Here is a 12979-nt window from a genome sequence, read left to right as displayed (position 1 = left end):
TGCAGGCCCTTTTTTTGTGCGCTGTTTGCTCACCACAATTCCTGGGAACGAGCCTGCGCCATAGAATTTCCCACAGGTGGGAGTATCAGATTTCCCAGAGATAACTCGTCAGTTGATGCTGCCGCTGGCAACCAACGAGCAACCACAACAAAATTCGGGCTTTGCGAGGGCAAAGCAATCCAGCCATCAACGCACCTTTACGGATCAAGTCCATCTCGCCGCCAATAAAACCGTAGGTGGATCGCGCGGTAGAACCGGACCCTGTCCGGGTTGCAATGACGACAGGAATTTTTTGGGCGATAGTTTCGATCACATCAGACCAGTTTCCGGGAACATGCCCTGCACCAAATCCTGCGATTACAAGCCCGTCGTATCCGAGGTCGAGGATGTTGTTCAGGACAAGGGTGTCCGCAGAAAGCGAGACTTCCAGCAGGGCGATTTTCTGCGTTGTTTGCTGCGGCAGCGGCAAGATGTTCCGCTGGGTTGGCGGGCGCATATATCGGACGCTGTTCTCAATGAGCATGCCGGCAGGACCGATGATGGGAGAGGAAAACGCCTGCAACGCCAATGAGTCGGTTTTTCGGACGGCGCTCGCGGCGTGAATCTGCCCGTTCATGACCACTTGAACGCCTCGCCGACGGCTGTCTGCAGCCAGTGCTACCCGGCACGCATCCAACAGATTCGCTGGACCATCAGCCCCCGCCTGGGCCGCTGAACGCATGGCGCCGGTCAGGACCAACGGTTCATCGCAGTCCCACAAATAGTCGAAAAAGGTGGCCGTTTCTTCGAGGGTATCCGAGCCTTGGGTAATGACAACTCCGACGGCACCTTGCTTGATCTGGAATTTTGCCCAGGACAGGACGCTCAGCAAGAATTCGAAATCCAGTGATGCGCTGGGCATAAGCCCGAGTGTTTCAACGTTGACCCGTGCCAGTGTCGTCAGTTCCGGTACCGAATTCAGCAGCGTTTCGCCGGTGAGTGTGGGAATAACACCTTCGCCGGCGTTCCTGGCTTGCATGCTTACGGTGCCGCCGAGCGCCGCGATGGCCAGTTCGGGTAAGTCCATGTGCTACCTCGCTTGAGCGTGAAGAGGTTGGCTGTACCGCGTCCGCGCTACAGCCGAGTGGCTTGGGGTTAGTGGGTCATCAGGAAACCGATGAATGGAATGATCAGCAGCGTACTGATGGCCATGGACAGAACGTTGCCGATGAAACCATGCATGTCCGCCGGCAACCGCCTGGCAATCGCCCACGCCAGAGGCGGCGCAATCAAGGCCCCCAGCAGTGCGCTCATGACGATGACCTGCCAGCTGCCGCCGTACGTCAGCAGCGCCGCCGGCACCACCGACACCAGCGGAACATAGGTGGGATACCAGCCATACGATATCCAGTGCCGACGCCAGATCAGTACACCCAGCGCTGAGGTCAGTGCTTGTGCACCAATCAACTGGGGCAGCAGCTGCGAACCGTAGACCGGACTCAACGGGTTAAGCGTGAACGCCAGCAAGGCGCCCAGAATCAGGCCGAGGCTCGCCCATTCGTTGCCAAAGAATGGCGCTTCCGAAAAGTCCGCCAAGACTCGGCGCATACTCCAGATCACTCCGTAGTCAGGCGTTTTGGTGGCGGTGGGTTCGGGCGCTGGGTCGCATGGATTTGTAGATGGATCTGACTTCACCAGGCTTGGCAGATAACGGCAGAGCAGAAAGGCCAGCACGCTGGCGACCGCCATGCCCGAGACATTACCAATCACCACGGGCAGTCCCAGCGGGTTGCACAGGTAATTGACCATCAGCAGACACATCGGTGTGACGAGCATGGCCCCCATGATTGCGCCGTTGACCGTGACCTTCCAGCCACCGCCAAACATCAGCACCATTGCTGCCGGCAGTGAAACGAAGGCGGCGAAGGTGGGTTGCCAGCTAGTGGCGGTTACCGTCCAGCCCCAAAGCAGGTTGCTCAGCAGTAGCCCAAGCAATGAACTGGTGACCAGCCACGGCCATAATCCGCTGCCGTACGAGATGGCAAAACCTTGCCAGGATCTTCCGGTCCGATTCGCCCAGTAGGCCAGATAGGCGCCAGCCAACAGCCCGATAGAGGCGAACTCGTGCTTGTAGAACGCCACTTCGCTGATGTCTCCGAGCACCCAGCGTAACCAGGCACTTGGTTCGGGAAGACCTGAAAGCAAATCGCCGTAACCGGGCCAATGAGCGGACCAGGCAGTACGGTGGGTGAATGAAAGCCAGGTCGCCAGCAGTAGCGTGCCGATAATCAGCAGGATGATCGCCGTGTCGAATGGCGATCGGTGGGCAAGTCGTTTTTTCTGGGTTGTGGTTTGCATGAGTCAACCCCCCCTGTCAGCGCGGGAGGCACGAATGCTGGCGGTAACCGAGCATCTGATCGTAGAGATCGGCTCGGCGATCGCGATGCAGATCGTTCAGGTTGTTCCAGATGGGTGCGCTGCGGGCGCTGGTCAGGTCGATATCGGCAAACAGGATTTCTTGTTGGTCCGCCGAGGCGACAGTGCCGATCGGCCAGCCATTGGTTCCGGCAATCAGCGAGCAACCCAGATAACGAGCCCCTCGTTCTTCGCCTATTCGGCTGGCCGCGGCGATAAACACGTTGTTTACATGCGCAGCGGTCATTGTCAGATACGAAGCCATGCACTTGCCGGCGTCATCGAACAGAGGTGGTGGCGTCCAGACCCAGTTGTTCAGGCTGCAAATGATATCCGCCCCTTGCTGACTCAGAATTCGCGGCACCTCCGGAAACCAGATATCCCAACAGATCAACAACCCGATACGGCCGATCGGTGTATCGAAAACCGGAAAACCCAGATCGCCCGGCGTGAACCACAGTTTTTCCAGGTTCCACAAATGAGCCTTTCGGTATTTGCCGATGAGTCCTTCCGGCCCTACCAGGACGCCGGTGTTGAACAGCTGCATGCCGTCGCGCTCGGCGAGACCGGCTACGAGGTAAACGCTGTGCTGGCGGGCGAATTCCATCCAGGCTTGCAGGCTTGCACCTCCGGGAATCGCCTCCGAGTGATCGAACGCATCCTGTCTACTGCTGAAGTAATACCCGGTGCTTGAGAGTTCAGGCAGGACGATGAGATTCGCTCCGCCGTTTACAGCTTCCAGCGCCAGTTGCAGGCTGCGATGCAGATTTCCTTCACGATTCTTCACGCCGACCTGAGGGTCGAATTGCACGACTGCTACACGAACAGGGCTTATTGGCTCACTCATTGTTGATGACCTCTTTTTATAGTTATTCACGCTGTTTAATTGCGTGTTTATAAGAGGTGAATCAGCAGATCGGCGTAAGTCAGCCACTTCCGTTTAGGTTGTAGTCCGGATCCTAATCAGACCCGTTCGTGGCTTCTGCAAGTGATCAGGCCCTGACGTTGTAGTGTGGATAGTCGCTCAAGGAAAACCCGCCATTGAAGGTCGCAGACGTTTTGTTGCAGATGTGAATGACCGCATCAACGGCGCCTCGGAAACAAGGCTCCGTCCAGCCGGCATCGACTGAAAATGACTCTCCGGACAAATACAGGCCTGAAACATGCGCGAAGTCTCTGTTGTATTTCATCAGGCCTACGGCGTCGTAGTAGGTGCCGGGCCGGTACAACTTTGCACATCCCAGGGCATTTTTGTCGGTCATCCAGCGTTGGACCACTGCTTGATCAAGCCCGATGTAGGGAGAGATTTTTTCCTGGATGTTGGCGGCGTTCATAAGGATTCGGTCCAGCTCTTTGGCGCATTTGCTTACCAGTTCCTTGTCCGTAAATGAGGCCAGCTTGGTGGCGTCGTCCTCCCATGTGTAACTCAAAAGGATGCAGTCATAGCTGTAGGTATCGTTGTAGCGATAGGTGTAGACGTCGTGGATAAAACTGTCGGTAACGATGGCTTGCGGGATTTTTCCGTTTTTCGAAAGAAAAGATTTCTTCAGCGGTGCGAAGACTTTGCAGCTGGTTTCCCAATGCGCCGTTTTATAGGCATTGATCGTTTCGAAAGGCAGCATGTGTGGCGTGAAGTTTTCAAGCTTGATCCGGGTTTCGATCAACCAGGAAGGAAGGGTCATGATGACCGAATCAAAGTCCTCGAACTGTTCCTGGGAGTGCTCGTCTTGGCTGTGTTTCCAGTCGTAGCAGACGCGTATTTTTTGATCGGGCAGTTTTTTGAGTTTTGTGACGGACGAATCCGTCAGCAAACCACTGCCCCTTTCACTGCAATGATCGTAGAAAGATTTTCCGGTTTCCGCGGTTTTCATGAACAGCAGACATTCGTCCAGAGCAGCGAGTCCGATGTAACGGGGGCCGTCGAAAGTCAGCCCTTTTGAATCAAATACGGCTTTGCTCTGCAGATAGGGTGACGCCAACGGATCGCCCTGAGCATCCACCCGGCCATGGATCAGTTGCAACTGGCTGCTGAACCCGAAAATCGCAGTACGCAGGGGATAAAGGGAGCAGACATCATAAAACGCTCCCCAACTGCCATCGCCGATGCCGATGGCATAGAAAATGGCCGACTCTTGCGCGGACATGCCCATTCCGCCGAAGTCTCCCGGCGATCGTTCATCCCAATCTTCAAGGGGCGCCATGCTCACGAGGTCGCGAAATGAAATGTTTTGGTACTTTTCGACGATCGCGTCCCACATGCCTTCCCATTCCTGGCTGGCGTAGACCTCTGCGACGTGCCGAGTCATGCGATCGGCAAAGGTTTTCCACTTGGCATAAACCTTTTGCAGTTCATCGCCGGGAGGTGGTGTCTGGCCATCTTCATTCTTCCAGATAAGCATTTGCGGAGTTTGACCGTCGCCCATGCTGCCCTCTCGCAGATAAATTCCGGTCGAGGTCACCCATTGGCTTCCGGGATTGGCGAAATCCGAAAATGCCAAATCAAACGTCTTCGCGTAGTAGGCCATCAGCGAGCGGCCGTCTGTCGGCGGTTCGTCTGCCCTGTTGAAGAAAGGCATGCGCATTGCGCCCATTTCAAAGGGTGTGTGGCTCATCGAGGAGCGCTGGCTTCCAGCAACGGTCAGGTGCCGGCCGCCAATTCTCCTGGATTGTTCAATGAGGGTGATATCGGTAAAGCCGCAACGATAGAGTTCTCTGGCGGCAGTAAGCCCGGTGACACCTGCGCCGATGATGCAGATCTTATGGTGCGGGGTGGTTGCTTTGGCGATGCCGTTTTCCTGTTCGACCAATGCTCGATAGTCGAAGCAGAGGTCTGGGGGATTTGGAAAACGTGCCGTCCATTTGGCGTCAGTCGAGCGCTTTGTTCGAGCGGCAGTCTTGGTCGCGTGTGCCGGGTATTCGTAGCTTGATCCGATGGTCACTGTTGATCCTCCCTGATGTTGAAAGCAGGGAAGGATGCTGGGACTTTTCAGGGGTTGTGTCTGTGAGCCTGATCGGTGGCTTTGTCGTTCTTTATTCAGCAATTTGCGTAGGAAAATGCATGGCCAACTCCCTGCACATGCAAGGTCCACAGTGGGAGCGAGCTCCCACATGTGTTTAATGTCGAGCGTTTAAGCCGCCTGCTGAAACTGCTGCCGATACTGGTTCGGAGACAATTCCGTGTGCTGGCGGAACAGTCGTGCGAAGAAACTCGCGTCGTCATATCCGACTTCATAACTGATGGTCTTGATGCTTTTGCGGCTGCCGGACAGCAAGCCCTTTGCCGTTTCAATGCGCAGGCGTTGCAGGTAATGCAGCGGCTTGTCGCCGGTGGCGGTCTGGAAGCGGCGCATGAAGTTGCGGATGCTCATGCCGTGCTCGCGCGCGACGTCTTCGAAGCGGAACTTGTCGGCGAAATGTTCTTCGAGCCAGTGCTGGATCTGCAGGATGATCACGTCCTGGTGCAGCTTCTGCCCGCCGAAACCGATGCGTCCCGGCGAATAGCTGCGCTGCACTTCATAAAGAATGTCGCGAGCCACGGCCTGGGCCACGTTGGCGCCGCAGAAGCGCTCGATCAGGTAGATATAGAGATCGCACGCCGAGGTCGTACCGCCAGCGCAATACAGGTTGTCGGCGTCGGTCAGGTGCTTGTCCTGCTTGAGGTGAACCTTCGGGAAACGCTCGGCAAACGCATTGAAGAAGCGCCAGTAGGTGGTCGCTTCCTTGCCATTGAGCAGCCCGGCTTCGGCGAGCCAGAACACCCCCGTGGCCTCGCCACAAAGTACCGCGCCGCGAGCATGTTGCTGGCGCAGCCACGGCAGGACCTGTGGGTAACGTTGGCAAAGGGTTTCGAAATCGTCCCAGAACGCCGGGAGGATGATGACGTCGGCGTTTTCCAGGCCGCCGTCCACCGGCATGATCACATCGCTGAAGCTGTTCACCGGTTTGCCATCGGGGCTGACCAGCCGCGTTTCGAACGCCGGTGTCAGGCCCTGGCCCAGTTGTTTGCCGTAGCGCAGGCTGGCCAGGTGGAAGAAATCCTTGGCTTGCATGAGGGTGGAAGCGAAAACCCGGTCGATAGCCAGGATGCTGACGCGCCGCAAGGGCGTGGAGACTTGGTTAGACATAATTCAACTTTATTCTTATAGGGGAAAGTGGTCACCAGACGGCTGGATCGTCTTATTTTTTGTCGGATGTGTCCAGTGTCCTGTATCGGATGCGGGGCTTAGTCTCTGAAGGTCAATTCCTTCTAACAATAACGACAGGTGTCGCATGATCCCCAGAACCTTGTTCAGTCCCGAGCACGAACTTTTTCGCGACAGCGTGCGAACCTTCCTCGAAAAAGAGGCCGTGCCGTTTCATGGGCAGTGGGAGAAACAGGGCTATATCGATCGCCAACTCTGGAACAAGGCGGGGGAGGCGGGGATGTTGTGTTCTCATTTGCCGGAAGAGTACGGCGGGCTGGGAGCTGATTTTCTCTACAGTGCGGTGGTGATCGAAGAAGTGGGGCGTCTGGGCCTGACCGGCATCGGTTTTTCCCTGCATTCGGACATCGTCGCGCCGTACATCCTGCATTACGGCAGCGAAGCGCTGAAACACAAATACCTGCCGAAACTGGTGTCTGGCGAGATGGTTACGGCGATTGCCATGACCGAGCCGGGCGCGGGTTCCGACCTGCAAGGGGTGAAAACCACCGCGGTGCTTGATGGCGACGAATACGTGATCAACGGTTCGAAGACCTTTATCACCAACGGCTATCTCGCGGACCTGGTGATTGTCGTGGCCAAGACCGATCCGAAGGCGGGCGCGAAAGGTACCAGTCTGTTTCTGGTCGAGGCCGACACGCCCGGCTTTGCCAAGGGCAAGCGCCTGGAGAAAGTCGGCATGAAGGCGCAGGACACGTCGGAGCTGTTTTTCCAGGACGTTCGGGTGCCCAAGGAAAACCTGCTGGGGCAGGCCGGGATGGGCTTCGCGTATCTGATGCAGGAATTGCCGCAGGAGCGTCTGACGGTCGCTGTGGGCGGATTGGCGTCGGCGGAGGCTGCGCTGCAATGGACGCTGGAGTACACCCGCGAACGCAAGGCGTTCGGCAAGGCGATTGCCGACTTCCAGAACACCCGATTCAAGCTGGCGGAAATGGCGACCGAAATTCAGATTGGCCGGGTCTTCGTCGATCGCTGCCTGGAGTTGCACCTGCAAGGCAAGCTCGACGTGCCGACGGCGGCGATGGCCAAGTATTGGGGCACGGACCTGCAGTGCAAGGTGCTCGACGAGTGCGTGCAGTTGCATGGCGGCTACGGATTCATGTGGGAATACCCGATTGCGCGTGCGTGGGCGGATGCGCGGGTGCAGCGGATTTATGCCGGCACCAACGAGATCATGAAGGAGATTATTGCGCGGTCGCTTTGAATCTCTGTGATGGGTGAAAAGATCGCAACCTGCGGCAGCTCCTGCAGGGTGTACGCCCATGCAGGAGCTGCCGCAGGCTGCGATCTTTTCTTTGGCGCTACAATTTACGGTGCAGGATTCGGGTGATCCTTGTGAATCGCCTCAATCCCCGCAAGCACTTCGTCGGATAGTTTCAGCTCGAAACTGGCGATATTGCTGTCCAGCTGTTCCAGCGTCGTCGCGCCGATGATGTTGCTGGTCACGAACGGTTGCTGCGTCACGAACGCCAACGCCATTTGCGCCGGGTCCAGGCCGTGCTCACGGGCCAGTGCAACATAACGGCTGCACGCTGCTTCCGACTGTGGATTGAAATAGCGGCTGAAGCGACTGTAGAGACTCAGGCGGCCCTTCGGCGGACGCGCGCCACCTTCGTACTTGCCCGACAGAAAGCCGAACGCCAGCGGCGAATAGGCGAGCAGGCCGCACTGTTCGCGGATGGCGATTTCCGCCAGGCCGACTTCGAAGCTGCGGTTGAGCAGGTTGTACGGGTTCTGGATCGACACCGCACGTGGCCAGCCACGGGCTTCGGCCAGCGCCAGGAAACGCATGGTGCCCCACGGCGTTTCATTGGACAGGCCGATGTGGCGGATCTTGCCGGCCTTGACCTGTTCGTCCAGCGCTTCGAGGGTGTCCTCCAGCGGCGTCAGGTTGGCTTCGATTTTGTGTTTGTAGCCCAGTTGACCGAAGAAGTTGGTGCTGCGCTCCGGCCAGTGCAACTGATAGAGGTCGATGTAATCGGTTTGCAGGCGCTTGAGGCTGGCATCCACCGCTTCGGTGATGTGCTGGCGGTTGTGGCGCAGGTTTTTGTCGCGGATGTAGTCGATGGTGTTGCCGGGGCCGGCGATCTTGCTGGCCAGGATCCAGTCGGCACGATCGCCGCGGCTTTTGAAGTAATTGCCGATGTAGCGCTCGGTGGTGGCATAGGTATCGGCCTTCGGTGGCACCGGGTACATCTCGGCAGTGTCGATGAAATTGATCCCGGCACTCTTGGCCCGTTCAATCTGTGCGAAGGCTTCAGCCTCGCTGTTTTGCTCGCCCCAGGTCATGGTTCCGAGGCAGATGGCGCTCACGTTCAGATTGGTTCGGCCTAGCTGTCGATAGTCCATCGGGTGCTCCTTGGGCAAAACAATCATAAAAGCAGGTTGAAATATTTTTCGCAATCTGCATAATTGCGCACCTCTTTCTGCAGTGGAAGTGATGCGCCGCCGCCGAAGAATCTTGCCGTTGAACGGACGCGCCGACCCGAGCCCCCGAAAGCGTCTGTATCCGGCTGCCTTTGACTTGTCAAAGTACGCACTATTCAGTAAGATCCGCCGTCTAATTTACAGGGCGGCCCCTGAGGCTATAAAGAATGAAAACTTTTACTGCTAAACCGGAAACAGTACAGCGCGACTGGTTTGTCGTCGACGCTGCAGGTCAGACCCTGGGTCGTCTGGCCACCGAAATCGCGAGCCGTCTGCGTGGCAAGCATAAAGCTGAGTACACTCCTCACGTTGACACCGGCGATTACATCGTCGTTATCAATGCCGAGCAGATTCGTGTAACCGGTGCTAAAACCACCGACAAAATCTACTACTCCCACTCCGGTTTCCCGGGCGGCATCAAGTCGATCAACTTCGAAAAGCTGATCGCTAAAGCCCCTGAGCGCGTGATCGAGACCGCGGTCAAAGGCATGCTGCCTAAGAACCCGCTGGGTCGCGACATGTATCGTAAGCTGAAAGTCTATGCGGGCGCTGTACACCCTCATACTGCTCAGCAGCCCCAAGAACTGAAGTTTTAACGGAATAGTTCATTATGTCGGCGACTCAAAATTACGGCACTGGCCGTCGCAAGACCGCAACCGCACGCGTTTTCCTGCGTCCGGGCACTGGTAACATCTCCATCAACAACCGTTCGCTGGATAATTTCTTCGGCCGCGAAACTGCCCGCATGGTAGTTCGTCAGCCGCTGGAATTGACTGAGACTGTCGAGAAGTTCGACATCTACGTCACCGTGATCGGCGGTGGTGTAAGTGGTCAAGCTGGCGCAATCCGCCACGGTATCACTCGCGCTCTGATGGACTACGACGAAACTCTGCGCGGTGCTCTGCGCAAAGCCGGCTTCGTAACCCGTGACGCACGTGAAGTTGAACGTAAGAAAGTCGGTCTGCGTAAAGCGCGTAAGCGTCCGCAGTACTCGAAGCGTTAATTCGCTTTCGCGTTCAAAAAGAACGCCCAGTTTCCTCGCGAAGCTGGGCGTTTTTTTATGGGCGCGATTTATCAAAGAATTGCTCTGTGACAACTTGCCACAGCCGTAGAGCCCCTATACTGCAAGGCTTGGCAGTGGAGCCCTTCGGTAATTACCTTGTCAGAATTGGGGCTTTTCATTACCATTCGGCAAAATTTTTATAAGTACATAGTTTTACTTAGTAGATGCCTGATTTAACAGGCCACAAAGCTGATGGGAGAGGACTGAATGAGCAATGACGGCGTGAATGCAGGCCGGCGTCGCTTCTTGGTAGCAGCCACATCCGTGGTGGGTGCTGCAGGAGCGGTGGGGGCTGCGGTCCCGTTCGTGGGGTCATGGTTTCCCAGTGCCAAGGCGAAAGCCGCAGGTGCACCGGTGAAAGTGAATGTCAGCAAAATCGAGCCAGGCCAGCAGATGATTGCTGAGTGGCGCGGTCAGCCGGTGTTCATCGTCCGCCGTACCGAGGAAATCCTGGGGAATCTGAAAAAGATCGAGGGCCAGCTGTCTGACCCTACCTCCAAGAACTCGACTCAACCGACTTATGTCGACCCGGAAACGCGTTCGATCAAGCCAGAGGTTCTGCTGCTGATCGGTATCTGCACACACCTGGGTTGCTCGCCGACCTTCCGTCCAGAAGTGGCGCCCGCGGATCTGGGCAAGGATTGGGTAGGTGGTTATTTCTGCCCTTGCCACGGTTCCCACTACGATTTGGCTGGCCGCGTCTACAAGTCGCAACCTGCGCCTTTGAACCTGCCAGTTCCCCCGCATTCCTATGAGACCGATGACATCATTGTCATTGGCGTCGATACGGAGAAAGCGTGATGAGCAAGTTCATGGATTGGGTTGATGCGCGCTTTCCCGCGACCAAAATGTGGGAAGACCATCTCAGCAAGTACTACGCCCCGAAGAACTTCAACTTCTTCTATTTCTTTGGTTCCCTCGCGCTGCTCGTTCTGGTCAACCAGATCGTCACCGGTGTCTGGCTGACCATGAGCTACACCCCGTCGGCGGAAGAAGCCTTTGCCTCCGTCGAATACATCATGCGCGACGTCGAGTACGGCTCGATCCTGCGTATGTTGCACGCCGTCGGCGCTTCGATGTTCTTTATCGTGGTGTATCTGCACATGTTCCGTGGCTTGCTCTACGGTTCGTACCAGAAGCCGCGTGAGCTGGTGTGGGTCTTCGGCATGCTGATTTACCTGGCGCTGATGGCTGAGGCCTTCATGGGTTATCTGCTGCCGTGGGGCCAGATGTCCTACTGGGGCGCCCAGGTGATTATCTCGCTGTTCGGTGCGATCCCGGTCATCGGTAACGACCTGACCCAGTGGATCCGTGGTGACTACCTGATTTCCGGTATCACCCTGAACCGCTTCTTTGCCCTGCACGTTGTTGCCCTGCCGATCGTGATTCTCGGTCTGGTGGTGCTGCACGTTCTGGCGTTGCACGAAGTCGGTTCGAACAACCCTGACGGCGTCGACATCAAGAAACACAAAGACGAAAACGGCGTACCGCTGGACGGCATTGCCTTCCACCCGTACTACACCGTGAAAGATATCGTCGGCGTGGTGGTGTTCCTGTTTATCTTCTGCTCGATCGTGTTCTTCTTCCCGGAAATGGGCGGCTACTTCCTCGAGAAGCCGAACTTTGAAGTGGCGAACGCCTTCAAGACCCCTGAGCACATCGCTCCGGTCTGGTACTTCACACCGTTCTACGCGATTCTGCGGGCGGTTCCGGACAAGCTCCTGGGCGTTATCGCCATGGGCGCAGCCATCGCTGTGCTGTTCGTCCTGCCGTGGCTGGATCGCAGCCCCGTCAAGTCGATGCGCTACAAAGGCTGGCTGAGCAAAATCTGGCTGGTGGTGTTCTGCATTTCGTTCGTGATCCTCGGCATTCTGGGTGTTCTGGCTCCGACGCCGGGTCGTACGCTGCTGTCGCAGGTATGTACCTTCCTGTACTTCGCCTACTTCATTCTGATGCCGTTCTACACCAGGCTCGAGAAGACCAAACCGGTTCCGGAAAGGGTGACTGGCTGATGAAAAAGCTATTTGCGGTATTGATGCTCACTGCACTGCCAGTGTTTGCTTTCGCAGCAGGACAAGCGGGCCCGGCGCTGGAAAAAGTCGACATCGACGTTTCCGATAAAGCTGCCATGCAGGACGGCGCACGTACGTTCGCCAACTATTGCATGGGCTGCCACAGCGCCAAGTTCCAACGCTACGAGCGTGTTGCCGACGATCTGGGTATTCCTCACGATCTGATGTTGTCGAAGCTGGTGTTCACCGGCGCCAAGATTGGCGACCACATGAGCATCGGCATGCAGCCGGCTGACGCCAAGACCTGGTTCGGTGCTGCACCGCCCGACCTGACCCTGGTGGCTCGTGTTCGCGGTACGGACTGGCTCTACGGTTACCTGAAGTCGTTCTACGAAGACCCGACGCGTCCTTGGGGCGTGAACAACAAGGTCTTCCCGAACGTGGGCATGCCGAACGTCCTGGTGGGCCTGCAAGGTCGTCAGGTCGTCGGTTGCAAACAGGTCCAGATCGTCGAGGACGGCAAGAAGCAATATGATCCGCTGACCGGTACCGCGCTGACTCATGAAGCGTGCGATCAGCTGACCATTGTGCCGAAGAGCGGTGCTCTGACCGAAGAGCAGTTCGATGAGAAGGTCAAGAATCTGGTAACCTTCCTCGCTTACTCGGCTAACCCGGTTAAGCTGGAGCATCAGCGCATCGGTACCTATGTGTTGCTGTACCTGGCGTTCTTCTTTGTATTCGCCTACTTGCTCAAGCGCGAATACTGGAAAGATGTGCACTGATAAAGTTTCAAGCAATTGCTGTTAATCGCGCGCGCCCCAGGGCGTCTCTGAAAATGTAACGAGTCTGGTCATCCAGGCGTTACGGGAGGCGCCCTCTGG

Annotated in this window: 12 protein-coding genes; 6 read left to right on the top strand and 6 right to left on the bottom strand. The window is 56.7% G+C overall.

Annotated features, from left to right (window positions below):
• Window positions 1-85 precede the first annotated feature (85 nt).
• The 5 genes from B723_RS31315 to B723_RS31295 form a co-directional block, all read right to left on the bottom strand.
• Window positions 86-1066 (bottom strand): asparaginase, encoded by a 981-nt coding sequence (locus B723_RS31315; protein WP_017340704.1) that lies wholly within the window; start codon window positions 1064-1066, stop codon window positions 86-88.
• A 68-nt stretch (window positions 1067-1134) separates the two neighbouring features.
• Entirely contained in the window at window positions 1135-2337 is a 1203-nt protein-coding gene (locus B723_RS31310; RefSeq protein ID WP_017340703.1) for a membrane protein, read from the bottom strand.
• A 16-nt stretch (window positions 2338-2353) separates the two neighbouring features.
• The gene (locus B723_RS31305) at window positions 2354-3241 is read right to left on the bottom strand and encodes a nitrilase family protein (protein ID WP_031319114.1); all 888 of its coding nucleotides are present in this window, start codon (window positions 3239-3241) and stop codon (window positions 2354-2356) included.
• A gap of 145 nt (window positions 3242-3386) precedes the next feature.
• Window positions 3387-5333, bottom strand: a complete 1947-nt coding sequence (locus B723_RS31300) for a flavin monoamine oxidase family protein (protein ID WP_031319113.1) — start codon at window positions 5331-5333, stop codon at window positions 3387-3389.
• A gap of 189 nt (window positions 5334-5522) precedes the next feature.
• The gene (locus B723_RS31295) at window positions 5523-6419 is read right to left on the bottom strand and encodes a GlxA family transcriptional regulator (protein WP_193393041.1); all 897 of its coding nucleotides are present in this window, start codon (window positions 6417-6419) and stop codon (window positions 5523-5525) included.
• A 244-nt stretch (window positions 6420-6663) separates the two neighbouring features.
• On the opposite strand from B723_RS31295, the gene B723_RS31290 reads away from it, so the two are divergent.
• Window positions 6664-7800 (top strand): acyl-CoA dehydrogenase family protein, encoded by a 1137-nt coding sequence (locus B723_RS31290; protein WP_017340699.1) that lies wholly within the window; start codon window positions 6664-6666, stop codon window positions 7798-7800.
• Window positions 7801-7904: 104 nt separating this feature from the next.
• Here B723_RS31290 and B723_RS31285 read toward each other — a convergent pair whose 3' ends face one another.
• Window positions 7905-8945 carry an NADP(H)-dependent aldo-keto reductase gene (locus tag B723_RS31285; protein ID WP_017340698.1) on the bottom strand — a complete coding sequence of 347 codons (1041 nt, stop codon included), beginning with the start codon at window positions 8943-8945 and terminating at the stop codon, window positions 7905-7907.
• 245 nt (window positions 8946-9190) lie between these two features.
• Here B723_RS31285 and rplM point away from each other — a divergent pair, with 245 nt between their 5' ends.
• From rplM to B723_RS31260, 5 genes are all read left to right on the top strand, one after another.
• Window positions 9191-9619: a 50S ribosomal protein L13 gene (gene rplM / locus B723_RS31280; protein ID WP_007905295.1), complete on the top strand. Its 429-nt coding sequence runs from the start codon at window positions 9191-9193 to the stop codon at window positions 9617-9619.
• A gap of 14 nt (window positions 9620-9633) precedes the next feature.
• Entirely contained in the window at window positions 9634-10026 is a 393-nt protein-coding gene (gene rpsI / locus B723_RS31275; protein ID WP_003205364.1) for a 30S ribosomal protein S9, read from the top strand.
• 267 nt (window positions 10027-10293) lie between these two features.
• The gene (gene petA, locus B723_RS31270) at window positions 10294-10887 is read left to right on the top strand and encodes a ubiquinol-cytochrome c reductase iron-sulfur subunit (protein ID WP_007905300.1); all 594 of its coding nucleotides are present in this window, start codon (window positions 10294-10296) and stop codon (window positions 10885-10887) included.
• Window positions 10887-12098: a cytochrome b gene (locus tag B723_RS31265; RefSeq protein WP_017340697.1), complete on the top strand. Its 1212-nt coding sequence runs from the start codon at window positions 10887-10889 to the stop codon at window positions 12096-12098. Before petA ends, B723_RS31265 begins: the two co-directional genes overlap by 1 nt.
• Window positions 12098-12880, top strand: a complete 783-nt coding sequence (locus B723_RS31260) for a cytochrome c1 (protein WP_017340696.1) — start codon at window positions 12098-12100, stop codon at window positions 12878-12880. Before B723_RS31265 ends, B723_RS31260 begins: the two co-directional genes overlap by 1 nt.
• The last annotated feature ends 99 nt before the right edge of the window (window positions 12881-12979 follow it).

It is taken from the genome of Pseudomonas fluorescens NCIMB 11764 (assembly GCF_000293885.2).
GTDB lineage: Bacteria > Pseudomonadota > Gammaproteobacteria > Pseudomonadales > Pseudomonadaceae > Aquipseudomonas > Aquipseudomonas fluorescens_B.
This window is presented reverse-complemented; position numbering and strand designations above follow the sequence as displayed.

Coding starts and splice junctions, on each gene's coding strand:
- B723_RS31315 (WP_017340704.1), bottom strand. CDS start 1,066: ATGGACTTACCCGAACTGGCCATCGCGGCGCTCGGCGGCACCGTAAGC.
- B723_RS31310 (WP_017340703.1), bottom strand. CDS start 2,337: ATGCAAACCACAACCCAGAAAAAACGACTTGCCCACCGATCGCCATTC.
- B723_RS31305 (WP_031319114.1), bottom strand. CDS start 3,241: ATGAGTGAGCCAATAAGCCCTGTTCGTGTAGCAGTCGTGCAATTCGAC.
- B723_RS31290 (WP_017340699.1), top strand. CDS start 6,664: ATGATCCCCAGAACCTTGTTCAGTCCCGAGCACGAACTTTTTCGCGAC.
- B723_RS31285 (WP_017340698.1), bottom strand. CDS start 8,945: ATGGACTATCGACAGCTAGGCCGAACCAATCTGAACGTGAGCGCCATC.
- rplM (WP_007905295.1), top strand. CDS start 9,191: ATGAAAACTTTTACTGCTAAACCGGAAACAGTACAGCGCGACTGGTTT.
- rpsI (WP_003205364.1), top strand. CDS start 9,634: ATGTCGGCGACTCAAAATTACGGCACTGGCCGTCGCAAGACCGCAACC.
- petA (WP_007905300.1), top strand. CDS start 10,294: ATGAGCAATGACGGCGTGAATGCAGGCCGGCGTCGCTTCTTGGTAGCA.
- B723_RS31265 (WP_017340697.1), top strand. CDS start 10,887: ATGAGCAAGTTCATGGATTGGGTTGATGCGCGCTTTCCCGCGACCAAA.
- B723_RS31260 (WP_017340696.1), top strand. CDS start 12,098: ATGAAAAAGCTATTTGCGGTATTGATGCTCACTGCACTGCCAGTGTTT.